General features: G+C 53.7%; 25 protein-coding genes. 24 read left to right on the forward strand and 1 reads right to left on the reverse strand.

All coding sequences use genetic code 11. The features are described 5' to 3' along the window. Positions 1-95: 95 nt before the first annotated feature. The 7 genes from tnpA (at position 96) to NST08_RS00200 (ending at position 6196) form a co-directional block, all read left to right on the forward strand. Positions 96-569 (forward strand): IS200/IS605 family transposase, encoded by a 474-nt coding sequence (tnpA, locus tag NST08_RS00170; protein ID WP_007127619.1) that lies wholly within the window; start codon positions 96-98, stop codon positions 567-569. A gap of 460 nt (positions 570-1029) precedes the next feature. Continuing rightward, on the forward strand, positions 1030-1212 hold the full coding sequence (locus tag NST08_RS00175; RefSeq protein ID WP_028406020.1) for a small, acid-soluble spore protein, alpha/beta type: 183 nt from the start codon (positions 1030-1032) through the stop codon (positions 1210-1212). Positions 1213-1395: 183 nt separating this feature from the next. After that, positions 1396-2259 carry a 4-(cytidine 5'-diphospho)-2-C-methyl-D-erythritol kinase gene (gene ispE, locus NST08_RS00180; protein WP_007132867.1) on the forward strand — a complete coding sequence of 288 codons (864 nt, stop codon included), beginning with the start codon at positions 1396-1398 and terminating at the stop codon, positions 2257-2259. Between the two features lie 101 nt (positions 2260-2360). Further along, positions 2361-3188 carry a pur operon repressor gene (gene purR / locus NST08_RS00185; protein WP_007132868.1) on the forward strand — a complete coding sequence of 276 codons (828 nt, stop codon included), beginning with the start codon at positions 2361-2363 and terminating at the stop codon, positions 3186-3188. A 185-nt stretch (positions 3189-3373) separates the two neighbouring features. Then, complete coding sequence (gene spoVG, locus NST08_RS00190; RefSeq protein WP_006207419.1) at positions 3374-3658, forward strand: septation regulator SpoVG; 285 nt, start codon at positions 3374-3376, stop codon at positions 3656-3658. Positions 3659-3768: 110 nt separating this feature from the next. Continuing rightward, the gene (glmU, locus tag NST08_RS00195; RefSeq protein ID WP_028406018.1) at positions 3769-5163 is read left to right on the forward strand and encodes a bifunctional UDP-N-acetylglucosamine diphosphorylase/glucosamine-1-phosphate N-acetyltransferase GlmU; all 1395 of its coding nucleotides are present in this window, start codon (positions 3769-3771) and stop codon (positions 5161-5163) included. 79 nt (positions 5164-5242) lie between these two features. Further along, positions 5243-6196, forward strand: coding sequence for a ribose-phosphate diphosphokinase (locus NST08_RS00200; RefSeq protein WP_007132870.1), 954 nt, complete (start codon positions 5243-5245; stop codon positions 6194-6196). A 155-nt stretch (positions 6197-6351) separates the two neighbouring features. On the opposite strand, the gene NST08_RS00205 is transcribed toward NST08_RS00200, so the two are convergent. Next, on the reverse strand, positions 6352-6552 hold the full coding sequence (locus tag NST08_RS00205; protein ID WP_007132871.1) for a hypothetical protein: 201 nt from the start codon (positions 6550-6552) through the stop codon (positions 6352-6354). A gap of 108 nt (positions 6553-6660) precedes the next feature. Here NST08_RS00205 and pth point away from each other — a divergent pair, with 108 nt between their 5' ends. The 17 genes from pth (at position 6661) to tilS (ending at position 25729) form a co-directional block, all read left to right on the forward strand. After that, a complete protein-coding gene (gene pth / locus NST08_RS00210) occupies positions 6661-7224 on the forward strand; it encodes an aminoacyl-tRNA hydrolase (protein ID WP_028406017.1) in 564 nt (187 codons plus the stop codon). Between the two features lie 76 nt (positions 7225-7300). Continuing rightward, a complete protein-coding gene (locus NST08_RS00215; protein ID WP_007132873.1) occupies positions 7301-7531 on the forward strand; it encodes an anti-sigma-F factor Fin family protein in 231 nt (76 codons plus the stop codon). A 195-nt stretch (positions 7532-7726) separates the two neighbouring features. Then, the gene (gene mfd, locus NST08_RS00220; protein ID WP_028406016.1) at positions 7727-11254 is read left to right on the forward strand and encodes a transcription-repair coupling factor; all 3528 of its coding nucleotides are present in this window, start codon (positions 7727-7729) and stop codon (positions 11252-11254) included. After that, on the forward strand, positions 11238-12341 hold the full coding sequence (locus NST08_RS00225; RefSeq protein WP_028406015.1) for a peptidylprolyl isomerase: 1104 nt from the start codon (positions 11238-11240) through the stop codon (positions 12339-12341). The genes mfd and NST08_RS00225 overlap by 17 nt, the downstream gene beginning before the upstream one ends. Positions 12342-12725: 384 nt before the next feature. After that, the gene (gene spoVT / locus NST08_RS00230) at positions 12726-13268 is read left to right on the forward strand and encodes a stage V sporulation protein T (RefSeq protein ID WP_028406014.1); all 543 of its coding nucleotides are present in this window, start codon (positions 12726-12728) and stop codon (positions 13266-13268) included. A 239-nt stretch (positions 13269-13507) separates the two neighbouring features. Further along, positions 13508-15187, forward strand: a complete 1680-nt coding sequence (locus NST08_RS00235) for a polysaccharide biosynthesis protein (RefSeq protein ID WP_341341332.1) — start codon at positions 13508-13510, stop codon at positions 15185-15187. Positions 15188-15303: 116 nt separating this feature from the next. Further along, positions 15304-16812: a nucleoside triphosphate pyrophosphohydrolase gene (mazG, locus tag NST08_RS00240; RefSeq protein WP_210095657.1), complete on the forward strand. Its 1509-nt coding sequence runs from the start codon at positions 15304-15306 to the stop codon at positions 16810-16812. A gap of 166 nt (positions 16813-16978) precedes the next feature. Then, positions 16979-17251 carry an HU family DNA-binding protein gene (locus NST08_RS00245; protein WP_007132879.1) on the forward strand — a complete coding sequence of 91 codons (273 nt, stop codon included), beginning with the start codon at positions 16979-16981 and terminating at the stop codon, positions 17249-17251. Next, on the forward strand, positions 17251-17529 hold the full coding sequence (locus NST08_RS00250) for an RNA-binding S4 domain-containing protein (RefSeq protein ID WP_007132880.1): 279 nt from the start codon (positions 17251-17253) through the stop codon (positions 17527-17529). Before NST08_RS00245 ends, NST08_RS00250 begins: the two co-directional genes overlap by 1 nt. A 168-nt stretch (positions 17530-17697) precedes the next feature. Continuing rightward, positions 17698-17979: a sporulation protein YabP gene (gene yabP / locus NST08_RS00255; protein WP_007132881.1), complete on the forward strand. Its 282-nt coding sequence runs from the start codon at positions 17698-17700 to the stop codon at positions 17977-17979. Then, positions 17976-18545, forward strand: coding sequence for a spore cortex biosynthesis protein YabQ (yabQ, locus tag NST08_RS00260; protein ID WP_007132882.1), 570 nt, complete (start codon positions 17976-17978; stop codon positions 18543-18545). Before yabP ends, yabQ begins: the two co-directional genes overlap by 4 nt. Before the next feature lie 11 nt (positions 18546-18556). After that, positions 18557-18910, forward strand: coding sequence for an FtsB family cell division protein (locus NST08_RS00265; protein ID WP_007132883.1), 354 nt, complete (start codon positions 18557-18559; stop codon positions 18908-18910). A gap of 123 nt (positions 18911-19033) precedes the next feature. Continuing rightward, a complete protein-coding gene (locus NST08_RS00270; RefSeq protein ID WP_007132884.1) occupies positions 19034-19519 on the forward strand; it encodes a S1 domain-containing RNA-binding protein in 486 nt (161 codons plus the stop codon). 346 nt (positions 19520-19865) lie between these two features. After that, the gene (spoIIE, locus tag NST08_RS00275) at positions 19866-22376 is read left to right on the forward strand and encodes a stage II sporulation protein E (protein WP_251537914.1); all 2511 of its coding nucleotides are present in this window, start codon (positions 19866-19868) and stop codon (positions 22374-22376) included. A 236-nt stretch (positions 22377-22612) separates the two neighbouring features. Continuing rightward, the gene (locus tag NST08_RS00280; RefSeq protein WP_007132886.1) at positions 22613-23353 is read left to right on the forward strand and encodes a vWA domain-containing protein; all 741 of its coding nucleotides are present in this window, start codon (positions 22613-22615) and stop codon (positions 23351-23353) included. Next, on the forward strand, positions 23337-24257 hold the full coding sequence (locus NST08_RS00285; RefSeq protein ID WP_007132887.1) for a protein kinase domain-containing protein: 921 nt from the start codon (positions 23337-23339) through the stop codon (positions 24255-24257). Before NST08_RS00280 ends, NST08_RS00285 begins: the two co-directional genes overlap by 17 nt. Before the next feature lie 41 nt (positions 24258-24298). Beyond that, positions 24299-25729 (forward strand): tRNA lysidine(34) synthetase TilS, encoded by a 1431-nt coding sequence (tilS, locus tag NST08_RS00290; RefSeq protein WP_007132888.1) that lies wholly within the window; start codon positions 24299-24301, stop codon positions 25727-25729. Positions 25730-25803: the final 74 nt, after the last annotated feature.

Raw genomic sequence — 25803 nt, forward strand, 5'->3', positions numbered from 1 at the left:
CCCGCTATGCGGGTGGAGGGATCGAGGTTTGACCAACAAGACCATTCCGATAAAATTGAGATGTTCAGGCTCAATAATGAAAGGAATGGTCTTAGATGGCAAACAAGAGCTATAGTTTAGCTCACACGAAGTGGATGTGCAAGTACCACATTGTGTTCACCCCGAAGTATAGACGGAAAGAGATTTATAATCAAGTGAGGAAAGACTTAATCGAAATATTCAAACGATTATGTAAATACAAGGGAGTGGAGATAATCGAAGGTCACATGATGCCCGATCATGTACATATGTTGGTAGCAATTCCCCCAAAAATCTCAGTATCATCATTTATGGGATACCTGAAGGGGAAAAGCTCACTCATGATATTCGAGAAGCATGCTAGCTTGAAGTATAAATATGGTAATCGAAAATTCTGGGCGGAGGGATACTACGTCAGCACAGTGGGCTTGAATGAAGCCACCGTGGCAAAATATATCCGTGAGCAAGAAGCACATGACCAAGCAATTGATAAACTGAGTGTGAAAGAGTATGAAGACCCATTCAGCAAAAACAGTAACAAGAAGAAGTAAACCAGTTTAACTGGTAAGTGAAAGTGACAAATTACACTGAGCCTGAACAATTTTATTGTCAGGCTAGCGTCTTTAGGCGCAGTTTGGCAACAAGGGGTTATACCCCAAGAGCAAACCACCCGTTTGACGGGTGGTTCTGATTTTCCCTGGAGGGTTCCGGGTCATGCAGGGATCATGGGGCGTATATCTGCCTTATAGAGCAGGGGGGTCGAGACAGGCCCTTTTGCCTCCCGGCTTTCGCATAATCAGGAGAGGATGCCATCTACAGCCTGGAATGAGAGGAGATCCGGGTACGCATACTAACCGGGAGCGGATCTTCTGCAGCGAACAAACTTCCGGTGCCAGGGCAGAGGGATGATGCGAGCTGATTCGAAGATGTCCGGTGGACCGAGGCTTGCTCGCTGAGGATGCGCTCGTAACTGCCGTTATGATCACGAAATCATCCAAGGAGGCGTTTAGGATGGGCCGGAGAAGACGCAGTATCATGTCAGAGCAGCTCAAGACTGAATTGGCAAAAGAGCTTGGATTCTACGATACGGTGGAGAAGGAAGGCTGGGGCGGCATTCGCGCGAAGGACGCCGGCAATATGGTAAAACGCGCGATTGAGCTTGCGGAGCGGGCTGCCAAGAAATCCGATCTCTAATCTGTTCGTAAGTGAATGCGGCAAGCAGCCCTCCGGTGACGGAGGGCTCTCTGTTCAGATCGGAAGGCGTAAACCGGGTCCATGACTTCGAAGCCCGAGTTTGTTAAGATAGAGGCAATAGAAGTTTTTCTCTGGATATGGTAAGTTCATGCATAGGGAAAAGCTAAGGATAGGTGAACGTTCTTGAAAATATACGAAAAAGCACCGGCCAAAATCAACCTGATGCTGGATGTGCTCCATAAGCGCCCGGATGGGTTCCATGAGGTGGAAATGGTCATGACCATGATTGACCTTGCCGACCGGCTCGAAATGTCGGAGCAGAAGCGGGACACCATCATCATAACGTCCCAGGCGGGTTACATCCCTCTGGACGAGAAGAATTTGGCCTTTCAGGCAGCAAGACTCATTAAAGAGCGCTACGACGTGCGGAAAGGTGTACATATCCACCTCGACAAAAAAATTCCGGTAGCAGCGGGACTGGCAGGAGGCAGCAGCGATGCGGCGGCGACCTTGCGGGGACTAAACCGCCTCTGGGGGTTGAATATCCCGAAAGAGGAGCTGCTTAAGCTTGGAGCTGAGCTCGGCTCCGATGTGCCCTTCTGCGTGAGCGGCGGAACCGCCCTGGCTACCGGGCGAGGCGAGGTGCTGAAGCCGATCCCGAGTCCGCCTCAGTGCTGGGTAATCGTGGCGAAGCCGCCGATCAACGTATCGACGGCAGAGGTATACGGACGACTGCGCAGTGATCAAATCCAGGCGCACCCGTCGGCGGAGCGGATGATCGGAGCGCTCGAGCAGGGCAGCTTCCACCAGATGTGCAAAGAGCTCGGAAACGTGCTGGAGGAGGTTACCTTGAAGATGCATCCGGAGGTTCAGCAGCTGAAGGAAGGCATGCTGAAGCTGGGCGCGGATGGCGCGCTAATGTCCGGCAGCGGCCCGACGGTCTTCGGTCTGGTATCCAGGGAGTCTAAAGTCGCCCGCATTTATAACGGCCTTCGGGGATTCTGCAAAGAGGTTTATGCGGTCCGTCTGCTAACCGGAAATGCATAAAATGGACACGGCTTCGGGGAAGAATTTCAATCTGAGTTGTATAAATACGTACAAAGATGTTATATTTAACATATAATATTCGGATTTAGCGAGGAATCCCAGTGAAAAAATTAAAACGAAGCGAACGATTGGTCGATATGACCCAATATTTACTATCTGAACCGCATACGTTGATTCCCTTGACGACGTTCGCCGAGCGTTATAGTGCGGCCAAGTCGTCCATTAGCGAGGACTTGGCGATCATTAAGGACGTATTTGAGAACGAGGGGCTTGGAGAGCTCCAGACGCTCGCCGGCGCCGCAGGAGGCGTACGATACATTCCGAAGCTGCGCAGAGACCACGCCCTCGCTTTTGCCGAGGAGCTGTGCAGGCAGCTGCAGCAGTCCGACCGGATTCTGCCGGGAGGCTATCTCTACATGTCCGATCTGCTCGGTCAGCCATCGCTTATGAACGAAGCGGGCAAAATTATTGCCACCGCGTTCTCCGACCGGGAGATCGACGTGGTGATGACCGTGGAAACGAAGGGCATTCCGCTCGCTTATGCGACCGCGGCACAGCTTAACCTGCCGGTCGTACTAGTCCGCCGGGACCATCAAGTAACGGAAGGATCGGCCGTAAGCATCAACTATGTTTCCGGCTCCCATAAAAGCATCCATACGATGTCGCTGTCCCGCCGGGCACTCAAGGAGCGCTCCCGCGTCCTTATCGTGGATGATTTCATGAAGGCCGGAGGCACCATTCAGGGAATGGTCGACTTGCTTGGAGAATTTAATGCCGAAGTCGCAGGTGTGGGCGTATTGGTGGAGTCAGGGGCAGTAGAGAACGAGGAGAGGCTTCTTCAGGACTATATATCGCTAGCCCGATTGAGCGACGTGGATGCCAAAACCAAAATGATTACCGTGAATCCTGGAAATTATTTCGAGAAATAACATTGCATTTTTTGTCGATATAATAGCGTTTCCATCCGAATGGACACGAAGTCTGTCGAAAATATCACATTCTAAAAAAAATTCCTGATTTTAGGACATTTTATAGGACAAAAAAGAAGGATTTCGTGTTTGCTGTGTGGAATTATACTACCCAAGTCTCTGATGGAAAAAGGTGGTGAACACATATGCAAATTACGGATGTCAGACTCCGCCGTGTTAACTCTGAGGGGAGAATGAAGGCAATCGCATCCATTACCATCGATAATGAATTTGTCGTTCACGACATTCGCGTTATCGACGGAAACAATGGAATGTTTGTCGCAATGCCGAGCAAACGCACTCCGGACGGAGAATTCCGCGATATTGCCCATCCCATTTCTTCGGGTACCCGCGAGAAGATTCAATCGGCTGTCCTGGCCGAGTATGAGCGTGCGGCTACAGAAGAAGAAGTGATTGAAGAAGGCGCTTAAGATTTACAATTGGGGTTCAAGGAAAAGAGAGCCATATTTGTGGCTCTCTTTTCTTTTTTTGTAGAATGAGATATATTCAGTAGTGAGTTCAAGAGGAGGAGGCATGGCCCTTGAAAAGATTTGCTATTGTGCTCGCCGCTGGGCAGGGCAAACGTATGAAATCCAAACTATATAAAGTGCTGCATCCTGTTTGTGGCAAGCCGATGGTAGGACATGTACTGCAGACGGTACAGCAGGTGAACTGTGAGCGCAGCGTTGTGGTGGTTGGACATGGCGCTGAAGCCGTTCGCACGTACCTGCAGGACGCAGCGGAATATGTTTTACAGGAGCAGCAGCTCGGAACGGGCCACGCTGTGAAGCAAGCCAAGGATCTTCTTGGCGGGGAAGAAGGCTCGACGATCGTGATATGCGGGGACACTCCGCTTGTGACGTCAAGCACCCTGGAAAATTTGCTGAAACTGCATGAAAGTAATAACGCGGCAGCAACGGTATTGACGGCACATATGGATAACCCGAAGGGCTACGGCCGGGTCATCCGCGGCGGAGATGACAGCGTGCAGCGGATCGTGGAGCAGAAGGACTGCAGCCCTGCAGAGGATGCGGTCACTGAGATTAATACCGGTACCTATTGTTTTGATAATAAAAAGCTATTTGCTGCACTGGAAAAAGTGACGAACCAGAACGCGCAGCAGGAATATTATCTGACCGATTGCATCGGCATCCTGAAGGAAGCCGGCGAAACCGTGCTTGCTTATCAGACCGATGATTACGCGGAGTCGATCGGCGTCAATGACCGCCTGGCCCTCTCCGAAGCCGAAGGCTTCATGCGGGAGCGCATTAACCGTATGCATATGCTGAACGGGGTTACGATCATCGATCCGGCGTCGACGTATATCGGTGCCGATGTGACCATCGGAGCCGATACGGTGCTGTATCCGGGAACGGTGCTGAAGGGCAATACCGTCATTGGGGAGAACTGCGTAATCGGACCGAATTCGGATATTGAGGATTCTGCCATCGCGGACGGTGCCAGCGTCAAGCAATCGGTGCTGAGCAAGGCAGAAGTCGGAGCCCGCACATCGGTAGGCCCGTTTGCTTATCTTCGTCCGGGCGCCAAGCTCGGTGAGGACGTGAAGGTTGGCGACTTTGTCGAGGTGAAGAATGCAACGATCGACAATGGCTCGAAAGTGTCGCATCTTAGCTATGTCGGCGACGCCAAGGTCGGGAAAAACGTCAATATCGGCTGCGGTGCGATTACGGTCAACTATGATGGTTATAATAAGTCCGTTACCGAAATCGAGGACGACGCATTTATCGGCAGCAATGTCAATTTGATTGCGCCGGTCAAAGTCGGCAAAGGCGCGTTTGTGGTTGCCGGCTCGACCATTACCCAGTCGGTTGATGAGAATGATCTGGCCATCGCAAGACAGCGTCAGGAGAACAAGCCGGGTTATGCGGAGAAGATCCGGGCGCGCGCTAAAGCCAAGAAGAACAGGGAATCGTAATACGCCGGCTTCCTGAATTGACGTGAAGCGGTGATCGGATAGCCTAATTCAACGAACCAGCACGGAGGGTTTTTATTCTATGACTTATCTTGATTCTAAATTAAAAATATTTACGTGTAATTCCAATCCAAAGCTCGCCCATCAAATTGCCGACTATATCGGTATTCCGATGGGAGAATCGCTTACGACCAGCTTTAGCGATGGCGAAATTCAAGTGAAGCTCTCCGAGAGCGTACGCGGCTGCCATGTCTACGTTGTGCAGTCCACATGCCTTCCGGTGAATGACAACTTGATGGAGCTGCTGGTTATGGTGGATGCGCTCAAGCGGGCATCGGCAAAGAGCATCAACGTGGTCATCCCGTATTACGGATATGCCCGTCAAGACCGCAAGGCTCGTTCGCGTGATCCGATCACCGCCAAGTTGGTGGCGAACCTGATTGAGAAAGCCGGCGCTCACCGCGTCATTACGATGGACCTGCATGCGATGCAGATCCAGGGATTTTTCGATATTCCGGTGGATCATTTGCTCGGTGTTCCGATCCTTGCCCAATATTTCCGTTCGAAGCAAATCGAGAATCCTGTCGTCGTGTCCCCGGACCATGGCGGCGTCGTGCGCGCAAGGAAGCTTGCTGATTTCCTGAACGCCCCGCTGGCTATTATCGATAAGCGGCGGCCGGAGCCGAACGTCAGCGAAGTGATGAACATCATCGGACATATCGAAGGCAAGACCGCGATTCTGATCGACGATATCATCGATACTGCCGGCACGATCGTACTCGGCGCCAACGCGCTGATGGAAGGCGGCGTGAAGGAAGTGTATGCTTGCTGTACGCATCCGGTGCTGTCCGGTCCTGCCCATGAACGCTTGGAAAACTCGCCGCTGAAGGAAGTTGTTGTGACGGACACCATTCCAATCACACATCCGAATCCGAGCAGCAAGCTGACCGTGCTGTCTGTTGCTCCGCTCATGGGAGAAGCGATTATCCGGGTACACGAGGAATTATCCATCAGTAAATTGTTTGAAATAGAATAACAAACCTGGCCGTAAGGGTTACATCTTCTGCTTGCAGGAAATGTAGCCCTTGCCTGCTATCCTGACCTCATGGATATTACGCATAGCGGGAAAGTAACCGTTTTCAAAAATGCGATATTCTAAATGATTTACCCCCAAGTTCATGGCAGGTGTCATCAATATCCAGGTCTTGAAATAAAGGTAAATGTATTGCGGTTGTACACCGTTCCCTCCAGCTCGACAAAATAAGCGTCGACGGCCGTGATCAGGCCTACGTCGACATGACACCCGAGCTCGTAGACTTGAACGGGGATGCCATGCTTCATATGGTATTGAAAATGGCTGTGATGCGTCAATTTCTGTTCATAATCTCTCAAAACCGATTCACCTTCTTATGAGGGCATAAATACCAATAGGTTTTGTTCATATTGTACTCGAAATACAGGTTAAGAAGAAAGTACTAATCGTGAAAGGAATTAACTGCGATGAAATGGATTGTCGGATTGGGAAATCCCGGTCCAGCTTATGAGAAAACACGCCATAACGTTGGGTTTATGGCATTGGATGCTCTGGCAGAGCGCCATGGCATGAAATTCAACCAAAGCAAATGCAAATCGGTCATTGCCGAGGGCATGATCGGCGGTACCAAAACGGTGCTGATCAAGCCGATGACCTTTATGAATCTGTCAGGCGAAGCGGTGCGGGCCTATATGGATTATTATAAGGCGCCGCTCGAAGATATGATTGTTGTCTACGATGATCTCGATACAGCCGTTGGGAGGATCCGTCTCCGGTATCAAGGGAGCGCGGGCGGGCATAACGGCATCAAGTCCATCATTCAGCATACCGGGACCCAAACCTTTAACCGCATCCGGATGGGCATCTCGAGACCGGAGCCGGGTTACGCCATCGTGGATTATGTGCTTGGGGCATTTCCAAAGGGCGAACGGGAGCAGCTGCAGAGCATGGTGGACATGACCTGCGATGCACTGGAGTTCAGCCTGGATCACACCTTTGAGCAGACCATGGCGAAATTCAATAACGCATAGCCACGCAGAATCATAGTCTGAAACGGGAGATTTCCGGGCATACTGAAGGGTATATACGACCTTCAGGAGGCATATGATGGCGATAACCTACGTTTGCAGACATTGTCGAGCCTTTCAGGGCCGGATCGATTCGAGCGTCATAACGGAAGAAAAGCTCGGATTCGATTCCTTGACCCCTGAGGAGCGCAAGGATATAATAGCGTATGATTTGAACGGCGACGTGATGGTTAAGGTCACCTGCGACCACTGCAGGGAGGCGCTTGAGGCCCATCCGGAGCTGAGTCTTTTGGCAAATCCCCTTCAATGAGCGTATAATGGGGTACAAGATAAAATATGGTAGAAGACATCAGGCGGCTTGCTTTGTTCGGCAGCCGCCGTGTGTTAGCCTTGGCAGCGTTGCCCAAGGCTTCTTTTCGGTTTTAATTTTACAACTGTCGTCTTAGCACGCAAGTGAGAACGAAATTGAATAATCCATTTCTTTTGCATAAGAGAGGTGCCCCCTTTGTTACAAGCACTTATTGATGTATTTTCGAAGGATTCGGATTTCAAATCCATTGCGGCCGGCGTAGGAACCGGAATGAGGGAGCAGCTGATATCCGGTCTATCCGGATCCTCCAGGCAAATCCTCATGGCCGCGCTGCATCAGGACCAGCAGCGCCCGCTGCTCGTCGTTACGCATAATATGTTCTCAGCCCAGAAAATCGCTGATGATTTACAGGAGGCGCTTTCACCGGATCAGGTGCTGCTCTATCCGGCAAATGAACTGGTTGCGGCGGAATCGGCCGTATCGAGCCCCGAGACTCTAGCACAGCGGATTGATGTCCTTGTCCGCTGCGCCAGAGGCTTCCGGGGTATTGTCGTTGCGCCGTTTTCCGGTGTGCGCCGTCTGCTTCCGGCACCGGAAGTCATGGCGGATGCCCGGATTACGCTTCAGGACGGAGGAACACTCGAGCTGGAGGCGTTCCTGAATCGGATGATCGAGATGGGCTATGAACGGGTGGAGCGCGTCGAAAGCCGCGGCGAGATGAGTGTTCGCGGCGGAATCATCGACTTCTATCCGATGACGGCGGCGATGGCGTACCGAGTCGAGCTGTTCGATGAGGACATCGATTCGATCCGAACCTTTGATCCGGCCGATCAGCGATCGATTGATAAGGTTCGGGAGGTCGTCATTACACCGTGCAAGGAGATCATAGCCGATTCGGAACGGCTGAACCGCACGGCCGAGGCGGTGACCCGGATGCTGGAGGCGCAGCTTGAGCGAATGACCGACCGGCAGGCCAAGCTTCGGCTGCGGGAAGAAATTCACCGGGAAGTGGAGATGCTTCGCGAGCGAATCTATTTCCCTGAAATCTATAAATATATTTCACTGCTCTATCCGGAGAAGACGCATCTCTATGACTACATGCCGAAGGATACGATTTTGGTGCTGGATGAGCCTGCAAGACTGCTGGAAACGGCCAAGCAGCTGGAACGGGACGAGGCGGAATGGAACCTGCATCTGCTTCAGCACGGTAAATCGCTGCCGGATCTTCCATTATCGCTGGATACCGAGGAGCTGATCTATCAGCATCCGTACCAATGTCTGCTCATATCGATCTTCCTGCGCCAGGTTCCGAGAATGCAGCCGCAGAATATCGTTAACTTCATTACGCGCGGCATGCAGGATTTCCACGGGCAGATGAATGTATTGAAATCGGAGATGGACCGCTGGAAGAAATCCGGCGTCCAGGTCATGATGCTCGCCGGCGATGCAGAGCGCATGGAGCGTATGCGCCGGGTGCTGAACGACTATGGCATTGACGAGCCTCTGATGTTCGAGGGCCATCTTCAGAACGGCTTCGAGATGCCGTCCGTTCATGCGGCTGTCATTACGGAGAGCGAGATGTTCTCTTCGAAGCAGCGCAAAACCCGCAAAACGACGAAAAGCATGGACAACGCCGAACGCATCAAGAGTTATACGGAGCTTAAGGTCGGCGACTATGTCGTGCATCAAAACCACGGAATCGGGAAATATATGGGGATCGGCACGCTCGAGATCAACGGGATTCATAAGGACTACATGCATATCATGTATGCGGGCGGCGATAAGCTGTCCGTTCCGATCGAGCAGATCGATCTCATTCAGAAATATGTCGGCTCCGAGGACAAGGAGCCGAAGATATACAAGCTGGGCGGCAACGAATGGACCCGCGTAAAGAACAAGGTCCGTTCTTCCGTGCAGGATATCGCCGACGACTTGATCAAGCTGTACGCTGAGCGCCAGTCGGCTCCGGGATACGGATTCGACAAAGATACGCCGGAGCAGCAGGAGTTTGAGGACATGTTCCCTTACGACGAAACGCCGGACCAGCTTCGCGCCATTGCGGAAATCAAGAAGGATATGGAGCAGAACCGTCCGATGGACCGGCTGCTGTGCGGAGACGTCGGCTACGGCAAAACCGAGGTGGCTGTTCGAGCGGCGTTTAAGGCGGCGATTGAAGGCAAACAGGTGGCCGTGCTGGTTCCGACGACCATTCTGGCCCAGCAGCACTATGAAACGTTCCGCGAACGGTTCGCGAACTACCCGATCAATATTCAGGTGTTGAGCCGCTTCCGGAGCCGCAAGGAACAGAATGAGACGATCAAGAAGGTAAAGCAGGGCGGTGTTGACATCCTGATCGGCACGCACCGGCTGCTTTCGCAGGACATCGTCTTTAAGGATCTCGGCCTTTTGATCGTGGATGAAGAGCAGCGGTTCGGCGTAACGCATAAGGAGAAGCTGAAGAAGCTGAAAACCAATGTCGATGTGCTGACCTTAACGGCAACGCCGATCCCGCGGACGCTGCATATGTCGATGCTTGGGGTAAGAGACCTGTCGGTTATTGAGACACCGCCGGAGAACCGCTTCCCGGTGCAGACGTATGTGGTGGAGCACAGCCAGACCCTGGTCCGTGAAGCGATAGAGCGCGAGCTGGCCAGAGGCGGGCAGGTCTACTACCTGTATAACCGGGTGCAGGGCATTCATGAGATGGCCGCGCAAATTTCGATGCTTGTTCCTGAAGCGAGAGTCGGCGTGGGCCATGGGCAGATGTCTGAGACCGAGCTGGAGAAGACGATCCTGGACTTCCTGGACGGGGAGTACGATGTGCTCGTCAGCACCAGCATCATTGAGACGGGCGTCGACATCCCGAACGTGAATACCCTCATCGTCCATGACGCGGATAAAATGGGATTATCTCAGCTTTATCAGCTGCGCGGGCGGGTAGGACGATCCAATCGAATCGCCTACGCCTACTTCACATACCAGCGGGATAAAGTGCTTACCGAGGTTGCGGAAAAGCGGCTTCAGTCGATTAAAGAATTTACCGAGCTGGGATCCGGCTTCAAAATCGCGATGCGCGACTTGTCGATCCGGGGCGCGGGCAATCTGCTCGGCGCGGAGCAGCACGGTTTTATCGCTTCGGTCGGTTTCGATCTGTACTCCCAGATGCTGGCAGAGGAAATCCAGAAGCGTAAAGTCAGCATGCTTGGCGAGACAGCTGCGCCGACCAAGGATTGGAACACCTCCATCGACCTGGGGATCGACGCGTATCTGCCGTCGGATTACATTTACGACAGTATTCAGAAGATTGAAATTTATAAAAAAGTGGCTTCCGTCACCACCATCGATGAATCGGCAGAGCTTGAGGACGAGCTGCTTGATCGCTTCGGCGAGCTGCCGCAAGCGGTAAACAACTTGCTTGCGGTTTCCCGATTGAAAGTGTATGGTCGTACGTACGGCATCGACTCCATTACACAGCGGGGAGACGATGTGCTGCTCCAGTTCTACGAAGGGCAGGATAAGGCAGTCAACACGGCAGCGCTTGCGCAAATTGGAAATCTGTTCGAAAGACGTGTACAATTTGAACAAGGGCCAGCCATGGTTATCCGGATCAAAGGCAAGGGTCTTGACGATCAACAATTGCTCGAGTTGCTGGAGAAGTTTCTGGAGGCTGCCAAGGAGCCATTTAACCTGAAGGGAGAACTACACAATGCCGTCAAGAAATAAAAGGGCATGGAAAACCTTTATCGTATCATTAACAGCCGTGCTGTCCATGTCGATGATCGCCGCTTGCGGAAAGGATGACAGCAAGGGGAATGAAGTGGATGACAGCAAAGTTATTGTCAAATATAAAGGCGGAGAGTTGACCGCCAAAGAATTCGATCTGGAGCAGCGCATGATTCAGTTCATGTCGCCGGAATACGCACAATTCCTGCAGATGGACGAATTCAAGGAGTATTTGGCGAAGCAGGGAGTCGCTTATGAGTACCTGTATGCCAAAGCGGATGACAAAGCCAAGGAAGCTGCCGGGAAGCAGGCGGATGAGCTGCTGAATAGCAACAAGAGCAGAATGGGAGAAGAGAATTACAAGAAAGCGCTGGAAGCCCAGAAGCTGACTGAGGAGGATGTAAGAAATTACATGCTTCGCATTATGACGGTCGTGGAATACGAGAAGAGCCAAGTAACCGAGGACGATATGAAAAAGGATTTCGAGGCGACCAAGCAGGATTATACAAAAGTCAGCGTTCGTCACGTCCTCGTCGGCTTCCAGGATCCAGAGGGCAAGGAAAGACCGGAGGGCGAGGCGCTCAAGATTGCGAAGGAGGTGCAGTCCAAGCTGAATAAAGGCGAGGATTTCGCCGCAATCGCGAAGGAATACTCCGAGGATCCGGGCTCCAAGGACAAGGGCGGCTTGTATGAGAATGAGCCGGCTGGCCGATGGGTTCCCGAATTCAAGGAGAAGGCCTTGTCCCTTGAGCTGAACAAAATCAGCGATCCCGTCGAGACCAGCTATGGCTACCACATCATGAAGGTCGAGAAGCGGGAAGAAGTAACGTATGACAAGCTAACCGCCGAGGAGAAGGAAGGCATTCAGAACAAGCTGGCTTCAGGCAAAATCGATAACTTTATGCAGAATGAGCTCAGTGGTTTGATCGAGAGCATGAACCTGCCGAAGAGCGAGAACGCCGGGGACAAGCCTGCTGAAGAGAAGCCTGCGGAGGGCGGCGATGCAACGAAGCCTGCCGACGGCAGCGATGCGCCGGCTGATGGCGAGAAGGCACCGGCTGCCGGTACTGGAGACAGCGGGAAGTAGTCTGAAGCTTTGGCCTGCGCCAGCGTCTTTATAATGCCAGCCTCCGCTGCTGGTACGGGGGGCCTGGCTTTCCAAGGTCGATTTCATCATGACCATGCAGGCAGGAGCGCGGGCTATCGCGTTCGCAAAGTGAAAACCGGGCTGAATTTGAATCCATAACGTGTGAAATGACACGTTATGGATTTTTTTCCCCGAAAAACGATAATCTTCACTTTATTTTTATTATGGATTTCGCAACCAATGCAGGGTTCATGATGTATAAGGATTTGGGAATGGATGAATACTATGGTCAGACAATTAACTCTTATACACCTGGGGACATCCTCTTCCCGTAAGGAAACAGTAGTTGAAAAATCTTCTTATGAAAGTGGGGCAACAAGTGACATGAAAGCTACTGGTATCGTCCGCCGTATCGATGACCTCGGGCGCGTGGTCATCCCGAAAGAAATTCGACGCACATTACGGATTCGCGAAGGTGATCCGCTGGAAATTTTCGTAGATCGGGATGGAGAAGTCATTCTGAAGAAATATTCGCCAATCGGCGAGCTTGGCGATTTTGCGAAGGAATACGCGGAATCCCTATACGAAAGCACGGGCCACATTACGATTATTTCGGATCGTGACTCCTTTATCGCCGTAGCCGGCGGCTCCAAGAAGGAATATTTGGACAAGCCGATCGGCAATTTGCTGGAAAATTGCATGGAAAACCGCAAGACCGTTCTCGAAAGCAACAGCGGAACGTATGAGATCAGCAAGGATAATCCGGAGACGTTGTCGGCTTTCGTAGCCGCGCCGATCATTGCAGGCGGTGACCCGATCGGGAGCGTCGTGCTGCTGAATAAGGACGAATCCGTCAACATGGGCGAGATGGAAGTAAAAATGGCTGAGACGGCCGCAGGCTTCCTCGGAAAGCAAATGGAGCAGTAAGACAACAGATGGACAGCCTTAGGGCTGGATTTGACTCCCGCTGAACTTGGATCCTTGCGGTCTATAGGGAAGCCGGGAGTTTTTTGCTGTCAAGCCAGCGAGGCCTTACGAAGGATGTAACCCGTAAAATTTTGTGCCCAGCCTGGTTCCGCGGTTATAATGGGGATACACGTTCAAACATCGGGCATGTCGCCACGGTGCGAAGAACCCTAAGATAAGCGTGGGATTGGAATACGGATATGAAACCAGAAGAGACAGGCTCCAGGCTGATGAAGGGAGCCTTCATCCTTAGTGCCGCAGCGATGCTGTCGAAGCTGATCGGCACTTTGCAAAAAATACCCCTGCAGAATATGGGCGGGGATGCCGTGTTCGGCATCTATAACACGGTCTACCCCTTCTACATGATGATGATTACGCTGGCGGTTCTCGGCTTTCCGGCGGCCGTCTCCAAGTTTGTGGCTGAATACGAAGCCGAGGGCCGAAGCGGGGACAGCCGCCGGCTGCTGCGCATCTCTTCGGTGACGCTCGTGCTGTTCGGGCTGGTGCTCGGTCTTGTCATGTACGCCGCAGCTCCCTGGCTCGGACAAGCGATTGGCAGCGGGCAGGTGGTGCCGGCAATCCGGGCAGGCGCCTTGGCGCTGGCCTTCGTGCCTTGGATGTCGGTGCTGCGCGGGTATTTTCAGGGCCTGCACAATATGGTGCCGACGGCCGCATCCCAGATCGTGGAGCAGTCGGTCCGGGTAGCCGTCATGATCGTGCTGCTGCTGTATCTTATCGAAGCCGGAGCATCGCCGGATCGAATCGCGGCGGGAGCGCTTCTGGGATCGGCGGCCGGAGGGGCAGCAGGTCTCCTGGTCATGGGCTGGTATTGGCGGAGGCACCGAAGCAGCTGCGGCGGACGTATAGAAAAGCCGCTTATGCCCCCCGTCAAGCAGCAAGATGTGAAGGATTCCGGCTTGCATGCCGATGTAAACAAGGAGGGAGCGGGCGTTCTTCTCCGCCGTCTGCTCGCATACGGCATCCCGGTTTGCCTCAGCCTGCTGGCCGTCCCGCTAATTGGATTGGTCGATACATTTACTGTGCCGCGGCTGCTTAGTATGACCGGGCTGCCGGATGAGGCAGCGATGGCGGAATTCGGGATTTACAACCGGGGGCTGCCGCTGGTGCAGCTGGTAACCATGCTGGCCACGTCCTTGTCCGTGCTGTTTATACCGGCGCTGGCCGAAGCCAAGTTCCGCGGCGAACGGGAACGGGTGGCCAGCCAGACCGGGATGGCGCTCCGCTGGTTCTGGCTGATCGGGATGAGCGCGTCCATCGGGCTCGCGGTGCTGGCCAAGCCGATTAACGTCATGCTGTACGAAGACGCCGCAGGCACCTTAACGATGCAGGTCATTGCGTTTACGGCAGCCGGCGGCACGATGAGCACGATCACGGCAGCTCTGCTGCAGGGCGTCGGCATCGTTAAGGCGCCGGCCCTGCACCTGCTTGCCGCTGCGGCGTTGAAGCTCCTGCTCAACCTGCTGCTGGTGCCGCAGCTTGGCATAGCGGGCGCCGCCATCGCGGGCGTGGCGGCGCACTTGGCTGCAGCAGCGCTGAACCTCGCGCTGCTCTCGCGAAGCGCCCGCTTCACCGCGGGTGCGGGCGCGGCCATGGCGAGGACGCTTGCGGTCCTCGCCGCCGTGGCGCTGGCCGCCTGGTGCGCGCAAGCGGCGGCCGGCGCCATGCTCGGGGCGGCCGGCGTGGCGCCGGGCCGCCTCACCGACGCCGCCGCAGCGCTTGGCGGCGTGCTTGCGGGAGGCGGCGCGTTCCTTGCCGCCGCCGCTTGGACGAAGCTCCTCACAGCGTCGGAGCTTCGGATGCTGCCGAAGGTCGGCGGGCCGCTGGCAGCCCTCTTAAAGGCGCTGCGCCTGCTGCGCTAAACGAATGAATGCATGCAGGGGCCCCGCGTGAGATGTTTGATCTGGTGTGATATAGTAGTGTACGATATAACGAAGTCTGGGAACGCCCCGGGCGAAGAGCGAAAGGAAGTTACCCTATGAGTGCAGCTATTACGGTGGTCGGCCTCGGCTCCGGGAATCCGGACCGGTTAACCGTCGGCATCCTGAAAACCATGCAGCAGGCGTCCAAGGTTTATGTGCGCACGATGTCCCATCCCGTGATCGAGGCGCTGGGCGGGCTGGGCATCCAAGCGGAGTCGTTTGACCATGTCTATGAAGCCCATGACTCCTTCCCGGAGGTGTACGAGTCCATTGCATCCGCGCTGATGAATTTGGCGAAAGCCGCGGAGGATGACCGCGGGATCGTGTACGCCGTTCCCGGACACCCCATGGTGGCGGAGGCGACGGTCCGGCTGCTGCGGGAACGCTGCCCGGAGCAGCAGGTGAGCCTTTCCGTGCTCGGGGGGGAGAGCTTCCTGGACGAGGCGTTCGTGCGGCTCGGGTTCGATCCGATCGAAGGCTTTCAGCTGCTGGATGCGGCTGAGCTTCGAAGCGACGTCATTCAGCCCCAGCTTCACACCTTGATCGGCCAGGTGTATGATATGTTTACGGCTTCCGAGGTCAAGCTCGCGCTGATGGAGCTGTACCCTGATGATTACCCGGTCGTCGTGGGACACGCGCTCGGCGTCGAGGGAGAAGAGGAAATTCGTCACGTTCCGCTGTATGAGCTGGATCGGATCGACGGATACGGAAATCTGTCGCTGGTCTATGTTCCGCGAAGCGATGATCCGTCGCTTCGTCAGCGCACGTTCTCCCGCCTGCATGAAATTGTCGGCATCCTTCGGAGTCCCGAAGGCTGTCCGTGGGACAGGGAGCAGACCCACGAGTCCATACGCAAAAATCTGATCGAGGAAACCTACGAGGTGCTCGAGACGATTGACGAGGACGATCCGGAGCATATGCAGGAGGAGCTGGGCGATCTGCTGCTGCAGATTATGCTGCATTCCCAGATGGAGGAGGAGCTCGGCACCTTTACCGTGTACGATGTCATTCAAGGCTTGAACGACAAGCTCATTTTCCGCCATCCGCATGTGTTCGGCGAGAGCAGCGCCAACGATGCGGAATCCGCGCTTCGAAACTGGGAGCAGATGAAGGCGGAGGAGAAGCGCCGCAAGGGGCAGCGGCCGGATCAGGCTTCGGCGCTTGATGGAATTCCACGGGATCTGCCGGCGCTGATGAAGGCCTATAAGCTTCAGAAGAAGGCGTCCAAGGTTGGCTTTGATTGGGACAGCATCGAAGGCGTATTCGAGAAGATTGAGGAAGAGCTCCGGGAGCTGCGCCAGGCGGTAGCGGATGGCCAGAGCGCGGATGATGCGGCCTTGGAGCTGGGAGATCTGCTGTTCGCGGTCTCGAATGCGGCCAGATTTATCGGGGCGGACCCGGAAGAAGCGCTCTCGAGAACGAACCGCAAATTCTATCGTCGCTTCCGCTACATAGAAGAGCAGCTCGCCGCCCAGGGAAAAGCTCTTTCAGACAGCACGCTGGATGAGATGGAGACCCTTTGGCAGGAAGCGAAGACTCGGGCAGAAAGCACCGACGGCCGGTAATGCGGGCATTTTTTCCGCAAAAAAATAAAAAAATACGGTAGTCCGGCAGGAATTCCGTAAATCATCCAGAATAATCTTTTATGGTGAAATCTTGCTACTTTCGCAAGGCGGTTTAACCGACTACCGTAAATCTTATATTTTTCTGATAATTGGGAGGATTTAATTCATGAACAAAACAGATTTGATCAACAACATTTCCAACAAAAGCGGTTTGACTAAGAAGGACGTAGAGAACGTTCTTAACGGGTTCCTTGGCGAAATCACAGACGCCTTGGCTAATGGAGATAAAGTTCAATTGATCGGCTTCGGCACATTCGAAACCCGCAAGCGCGCAGGCCGTACGGGCCGTAACCCGCAAACAGGCAACACGATCGAAATTCCGGAATCGAACGTTCCTGCATTCAAAGCAGGCAACAAGCTTAAAGAAGCTGTAAAATAATGCGCGTCGATAAATTCCTGAAAGTATCGAGGTTAATCAAGCGGCGTACCGTAGCGAAAGATGTATCGGATCAAGGCCGGGTACTGATCAACGGCCGTGAGGCTAAGCCGAGCAGCTCGGTGAAGCTGGGCGACGAGATCACTGTCCAGTTTGGCCAGAAGCTCGTGACGGTCCGGGTCGAGCGTCTCGCGGAGTCTACCCGTAAAGATGAGGCGAACAGCCTCTATACCTTGGTCAAGGAAGAACCGATCGTTAAAGATAACGGACTGGACTGGTAGATGTCCCAGCCGTTGCAAGAAGCGTCCCTCTCCAATGGAGCAGGGGCGCTTTTTTAATCCCGATCCGCGTAAGTGGCGGCAGATTCATTGTTTTGAAGTGTCTTCCTTTACCTGTTCTAAAGGCAGCCGCCTCCCCATAAGCTATTGTTAAAAGGAGGGGTACATGCCATGATCGACCAAGGGAAGGGCAAATTTCACGACCTGCGCATGCAGAACCGGAAGCTGCTGGACATTACCGGCGTCCAGAATGTGGAGAGCTTCGACAGTGAAGAGTTTCTGCTTCAGACCGAGCTTGGGCATCTCACGATTCGGGGGCAAAATTTACATATTAAAAACCTCAGCCTGGAAGAGGGGCTTTTGTCGATTGAAGGTCTGGTGCATTCACTTATTTATTTGAATCCCGGGTCCCAGGCCAAGAACAAGAGTCTTCTGGGCAAGCTGTTTAAATGAACCCGAGCGTTCAATGGATCACGCTGCTCTGGATGCTCTTCTCCGGGGCAGCAATGGGTATGGCCTTCGACAGCTACCGGGTGCTGGCTGGCCAGCTCCACTTCCCGAGGTGGTCCAAGCATGCCCTTGATTTTCTGTACTGGGTTGCGGCAGCCCTCTTCATCTTCCGCATGCTGTATGTGACGAATGACGGCCAGCTCCGCTTCTATGTCTTTGTGGGACTCTTTATAGGGGTTTGGATCTATTTTTTATTATGGAGTGTCATAACCCAGCGTTTTGTGGTAATGTTAATTCAGGCAGCGAAAGGGCTCTTGTCTATTTTGTACAAGTTATTCCGAATGTTGATATGGAATCCGGTAAGAGGGATTTTCATGATATTGCTGGGACTGCTTCGCTTCCTGTGGAAGTTTCTGTTGTCGCTTCTGCGTCTGGTGCTGAAATGCCTGATGCCTTTTTGGCGGCTCTTGAAATGGATGCTGAAGCCGATCACATCCCGGCTCAAGCTGCCGGCTTGGTGCAAGCAGGCGGCGAACAAGGTCATTAAGGCGTGGCAACGCTGGTTCTAGGAGGTATGGTCATGGGGCGATATGCTGAACCGCCGAATTCGAAGAAGCAGGCTTCCGGGCAGACCCAAGCCAACACGCAGGGCGCCCGCCGGCGTAAACGAATATTTTTTACGATCATGGCGCTGTTTTTGATCTGGGCCGGTTCTTCGCTCTGGTCCCAAAATGACCGCATCCGCAAACAGAATGAAGCGCTTGAGGAGAAGCAGCAGCAATACAAGGTGATCGAGCAGTCGATGAACCAGCTTCAACATGAGGTGGAGCGACTGAATGATCCTGAATATATCGGGCAGATTGCCCGCAAGAAATTCGGGCTCTACTTGCCGAACGAAACGCCGATTATTCAGCCCCAAAATTCGGGCGAATAGCCGTAATTAGGCATGACAGACGTCTGTTGACCTTGATCAGGTCATTATGTATAATCAAATCACCGTAGCTTGGATTCCAGAAGATCTGGGCCGTATATTTTTAAGGGAGGATCATTTTATTCTATGGCAATTGAAGTGGGCACCAAGTTAGAGGGCAAGGTGACAGGCATAACGCATTTTGGAGCATTTGTGGATCTGTCAGGAGGTGTCACGGGTCTCGTTCACATCTCAGAAATCGCCGATAATTACGTGAAGGACGTCAACGACCATTTAAAGATTAACGATGTCGTGACCGTCAAGGTAATTAATGTCGATAAGGACGGCAAGATCGGTCTTTCGATCAAGCAAGCTGTCGACAAACCGGCTTCTGAAAGTCGACCACCCCGGGGACCAAGACCGGAGCGCAGCAGCGGCGGAGAACGATTTGGTGGTGGCGGCGGCGGTGGTTTCAACCGTGAACGCGGCGGACGCCCGTTTAAGCCTGCAGCCAATAAGACTTCTTTTGAGGATAAAATGTCACGCTTCCTGAAAGATAGTGAAGAACGAATTTCTTCGCTCAAGAAGAATACCGAGGGCAAACGCGGCGGACGCGGAGCCAAACGTATGTAATTCGATAAAATATAAACTGACCGCAGAGGGATATAAGCCTTCTGCGGTTTTTTTGTCGCCGCAGACAAGCGTACGACAGGTTCCTACGCGATTTACGGTGGAATTGACCGGGATGGGGGGAGACGAGACGCCGCAATTCGGGAAATGAACCGCAGATCCGGCTTGAAGCGGACACCTGCTAATGCCGCTAGGGCACGGGGATGAACCGCGTTTGTCCGTTCGTTCGCGGAGGGCGGCTTTTTTGTCGGAAATTTCTTTTGGGCTTGTCCGGTGTTCTGACAAACTTTCCTGTACCGGGGTTTTATAATGGGACCAACAAATTCGTGAAGAATGGGGTGCCAGCGTAATGGATAAAAGAAATCTGGTGATGTTTCCGGGTACTGAGGCAGTCAAGGGAGGAGCGGGCTCGCTGCGTGCCCGTTTGACGGATCGATTAGGGCAGCTGTCCTTCCTGCAGCGTCCCATCCACTTCCTGGCCACGAAGAAGTGGATGATATTATTGACCTTTATGGGATTTTTGCTTGGACGAGCCATGATTTTGGGGGAGCTCTCGCCGTTTGCTGCGGCCTACTTCGCCGTTATCGCTTTTATGCGCCGCGACGTCCTGCTGCCGGTAGGGATTGCCATTGTGGCAGGAAGCCTGCTTACCCCCTTTCCGGTCGCTTGGATGGTGCCGGCAGAGATTCTCATCTTTTATTTTATGATGCGGGGACTGGAAACGTATGACCGGGCGGAATTGTCGTATGCCCCGATGATGGTCTTCGTCTCCACATTCTTCGTGAACCTGTTCGCCGTGCTGGTCGGACCGAGCATTACCTGGTATTCGATGATGATGCTGACCTTGAATGCGGTGCTCAGCTTTGTGCTGACCCTGGTGTTCATTCAAGCGATTCCGGTCATGACGCTCCGTAAAAAATCATATGTGCTTCGCAATGAGGAAATTCTATGCTTGATTATCCTGCTGGCGTCGGTAATGACAGGTGCCGTCGGCTGGACAATTCAATCCCTGTCGATCGAGCATGTCCTCTCCCGTTATTTGATCCTTCTCTTTGCGCTGGTCGGGGGAGCTCCTCTCGGAGCTTCGGTAGGGGTGGTGACAGGACTCATCCTGAGCCTTGCGAACATATCGGCATTCTCTCAAATGAGTCTGCTCGCGTTCTCCGGCATGCTTGCCGGAATGCTGAAGGAAGGGAAGAAGCCCGGCGTATCGCTTGGCATGCTGCTCGGCGCAACCATTCTCTCCATTTATTTCAGCAACCCGAATGAGGTGCTTGTCTCAACATTGGAAACCTGTGCAGCCATCGTATTCTTCCTGCTGACGCCGAAGAGCGTAATGCAGGCGATTGGCAAATATGTTCCGGGCACGCAGGATCACACGCGTTCCCAGCATGAGTATGCGAAGCGTGTTCGGGATCTGACGGCAGATCGGGTGACCCAATTCTCCCGGGTGTTCCGCCAGCTGTCGCAAAGCTTCGGGCAGACGACGGGAACGGTGCAGCCGCCAGGCAAACAGACCGAAGAGATGAATCATTTTATGAATGCGGTTGCTGAGGGCAGCTGTGCGACATGCTATAAACGTAATCAATGCTGGGATATGAAATTCTATCAGACTTATAAATATATGACGGATATGATGACTTCGATTGAAGAAAATCCGGAGCTGGAGGTGAAGGATCTGCCAGCGGAGTGGAGCCGAATCTGCTCCAAGAAGGAGGAGGTGCTGGCGATCCTCAAGCAGCAATACCATCTATACCAACATGATATGCAGTGGAAACGCCAAATATACGATAGCCGTCACCTGGTGGCCGAGCAATTGTCCGGCGTCTCGCAGGTAATGGAGGATCTTGCCCGGGAGATCAAGCGGGAGAGCCAAACGATGCATATCCAGGAGGAGCAGATCCGGGAGGCCTTGCAGCATTTGGGGCTGTCGATCCAAGGCATAGATATCATCAGCCTGGACTCCGGCCATGTGGAGATTGAAATTATTCATGCGTATACGCGGGGATATGATGAATGCAGGAAGATTATCGCCCCGCTGCTGTCCGATATTCTCGGCGAGCATATCGCTGTGGTAGAGGAGACGCTTACCCATCCGCGGGACGGGCTGGCCACGGTGCGTTTCGGGTCGGCGAAGACCTTTGAAGTCATCACGGGTGTGGCCGGGGCTGCCAAGGGCGGAGATATTTTGTCCGGCGACAGCTTCAGCACGGTGGAGCTGGGAAACGGCACATTCGCCGTGGCTCTGAGCGACGGTATGGGCAACGGGGAGAGGGCGCGGCTGGAGAGCAGCTCCGCGCTGAGCATTCTCGAGCAGCTGCTTCAATCCGGCATGGATGAGAAGCTGGCGATCAAGTCGGTGAATTCGATATTAATGCTGCGATCGCCCGATGAGATTTATGCGACGGTCGATATGGCGTTAATCGATCAATATACGGCTCAAACGACGTTTATGAAGATCGGTTCGACGCCGAGCTTTATTAAGAGGGGGAATGAAGTGATACCCGTTACCGCCAGCAATCTGCCGATCGGCATCATTCAGGATATTGAAGTTGATCTGGTATCGATTCAGCTGCAGGCGGGAGATGTGCTCATTATGATGACGGACGGAATTTACGATGCGCCGGGTTATGCCGTGAACAAGGAGCTGTGGATGAAACGGATGATCCAAGAGGTGACGAGCTCCGATCCGCAGGAAATTGCCGATTGCCTGCTGGAAAAGGTGATACGCTACCAGCAGAATCAAATTCATGATGATATGACGGTCGTTGTCGGACGTGTGGACCACTATCAACCGGAATGGTCCAATGTGCATATCCCTGGATTCTCCAGAATGGAGCGGCCGCGTACAGTAAGCTAGGGGATCATCCGCGGTACTATCCATACGGACTGGCTGAACAGCACAGTTGAACGTGACCAGTTGAACAGAAAAATACTACGATCCTTCCGATTGCCCGGGAAATGGAGGTGCCTGGCTGCTAGAATCGGATTATCCCTGCAATTGGAGCGGTTTTGTTTGAACTCTCTCGAAAGTGGAAATGATAGAGATAGAACTCAAACAGACCGAAACCGATGGAACGGGAGGCGATTCTTCATATGAAACAAATCTTGCTGATAACCGACGGATGCTCGAATGTAGGCACGAGCCCGGTGCTCGCTGCGGCTCATGCGCTGCAGGACGGGATCGTTGTGAATGTGGTGGGCGTGCTTGATTATGGAACGATCGGCGAGCTCGGAGGATTGGAAATCCAAGAAATTGCCAAGGCCGGAGGGGGGATACACCGGATCGTGGGAACGCCGCAGCTGGCTCAGACGATACAGATGATGACGCGGAAAACCGTGGTTCAAACGATCCAGCAGGCGGTAAATAAGGAGATACAGCATATTCTGGGGGATGGGTCGCTGGAGGATCTGCCGCCTGCCAAGCGCTCACAGGTCGTTGAGGTGGTGGATGAGCTGGCGGAGACGTCGCCGCTTCAGGTAGCTCTGTTGATTGACGCGAGTGCCAGCATGAAGCCAAAGCTGGCTGCCGTCGAGGAAGCGATACGGGATCTGATGCTCAGCCTGAAAGCCCGGGCGGGCTCGAGCAAGTTATCCGTGTTTCACTTCCCCGGCAAGCACAGCGGCGAGGATGCGGTGATGGACGTAAACTGGACCTCGGATTTGGACGGAGTCAGGAGCATGTTCGGCCGGCTTCAGATGAGAGGAGCCACCCCGACGGGACCGGCACTGTTAAAGGTGATTGAATTTTACCGATATGGTACACTAGAGGGTAATCAATCATGGCAGGGACATTCCAGCCAAGAGGAAGGGATGCTCGGTGACTACGTCGTCTAGTCCGGCGTACCCGCCAGGGACCGTCATAACGGGAAAATGGGGGAGGAGCCGGTACATCGTTGAGCGGCTCCTTGGCAAAGGGGCCAACGGCAAGGTGTATCTTGTCCGCCCGTCTGGCGGGCGGGGCCGGTATGCCCTAAAGGTGGGATACGACGCCTTGGATTTGCAATCCGAAATTAACGTGCTGAACGCGCTGAAGGAGCAGATGCCGGATCCGTATTTGGTAGAGGCGGATGACCATCTGGAAGGCAGCCGGGAAGTGACATTCTACGTCATGCGCTATATCGAGGGCAGCCCCCTGCATCGCTTTATCCGCGCCCGCGGCACGGAGTGGCTCGCCTTGATCGGGCTGAAGCTGCTCGAGAAGCTCTCGGTCCTGCATGCTTCCGGCTATGCATTCGGTGATTTGAAGCCGGATAACGTGATGGTGTCGGCCTACGGAAGGGTAGAGCTGATCGATTACGGAGGCGTCAGTCGGTTTGGCCGGAGCGTGAAGCAGTTCACGGAATGGTATGACCGGGGATATTGGAATGCCGGAAGCCGGACCGGCGACGGCTCCTACGATCTGTTCTCGTTTGCCGTGATGTGTATAGGGCTGCTGGATGAAAAGGCTCTGCGTGAAGCGTCCTGCCAGCTTCCCCAGACACGGAGCGTTTCGGATCTGCAGCAGCTGATGCGAAGAAATCCTGTATTTAAGCCTTATGCCGCCTGGCTAAACAAGGCGCTCGCAGGTGATTTCGCGGATTCACGGGAAGCGCTGAACGAATGGAAGCGCCGGATCTATGAAGCCTCGGAGCGTCATGTCCGGCAAATCCCGGTCCGCACGCCGAGGTGGCTGAAGAATGCATTCGGCATATCGGCAGCTGTTTTGGCCTGCGCCATCTATCTCTTCCTCCGCTCTTAATGCCCGTTGCCGTGTCACGGATTCATAAAGGGGACTTAGAAGTGAAACAGGATTATCTGCACTGGATCGTTTCGGACGTGCGGCGCGCTGCCGCTGAATTTGGGCTGTGGTCGGAAGGGGACTGCATCGTGGTCGCCGTATCCGGCGGACCCGATTCCGTTGCTCTCCTGCATGTGCTGCACGAAATTTCGACCAAGCATACGCCGCTTAAGCTGGTATGTGCCCATGTCCATCATGGCTTTCGCGCAGAATCGGATGCGGAAGCGGAGTTCGTGCGCGAATTGGCGGAATCCCTCGGTCTTCCGCTGGAAATTGCGTTCGCTGATATTCCCTCATATATGGAAGAGAGCGGAAAGGGCGGGCAGGAGGCAGCCAGGGAGAAGCGCTATGAATTTCTCCTCCAAACGGCTCGGACATACGATGCCCGATCGGTGGCTCTTGCGCATCATGCCGACGATCAGGCCGAGACGGTCATGATGAAGCTTCTGCGCGGCAGCGGCTTGTCGGGCTTGTCCGGTATGCGATGGAAGCGCACCGAAAAAAATGTGGAACTCATCCGCCCCTTCCTTCGTATAAACAAGGCGGACATTTTGGAGCTGTGCCGCCGCTGCGGCTTTTCATATGCCATTGACTACACCAACCTGCAGACGAAATACCGCCGCAACGCGATTCGCCTGGAGGTATTGCCGTTTCTGGAACAATACAATGGGCAGCTTTCATCCTCCCTGAATCAATTAGCGGAAATTGTGCAGTATGAGGATGACTACATGGATCAGGAAGCGGAGCGGGCGTATCGTCAGTTGGTGCAGGAGAACAATGGGAGGCTCGCCATCGACGCGCCTTCCTTTTTGGCCTTACATGTCGCTTTACAACGGCGTTTGATTAAACTAATATTAACTTATCTGCCCTCTGAACAGGAAATCACCGATTTTGTCAAGATCGAATCGGTACGCCAAGGCATCTTGAACAATCAGCGGAGCAGTTGGCGTCTTTCACTGGGGGGCGGCATTACCTGTATCCGCGAGTACGGTCGAATAACATTTTGGCCGGAGCCTCCGTCCGAACAGGGACAGTACATATATACGCTCGATTCTCCCGAGGACCGGCGTGTGCCTATTCCGGAAATCGGAAAGCTGCTGACGCTGTCGATCAGGACAGACGGCAGTGCACGGTCTGGGGCAGCCCGCTCTGCCAGCGCGGTGGAGTTCGATGCCGACGAGCTTCGATTTCCTTTAACCGTGCGTAACAGACAGCCGGGAGACAAGATGAAGGTTATGGGATTAAACGGAAGCAAAAAGGTGAAAGATATTCTCATTGATGAGAAAATTCCACCGTCTGTCCGTTCCCGGATTCCGATCGTTTGCGACAGTGCCGGCAACATTGTATGGATTCCGGATGTACGACGTTCCTCTCATGCTGCTCCAGGGCGGCATACCGTGCGGATTCTCCGTATGGAGTTTACGGAGCTTTAAGGTTTCAGGCAAGCATAGACCCTAAGCATGGCCCGTTTCACGCTTTCATATGTATAAACTAGGAGGTCCATTGA

Source organism: Paenibacillus sp. FSL K6-1566 (genome assembly GCF_038050475.1).
Taxonomy (GTDB): Bacteria; Bacillota; Bacilli; order Paenibacillales; family Paenibacillaceae; genus Paenibacillus_AQ; species Paenibacillus_AQ lactis.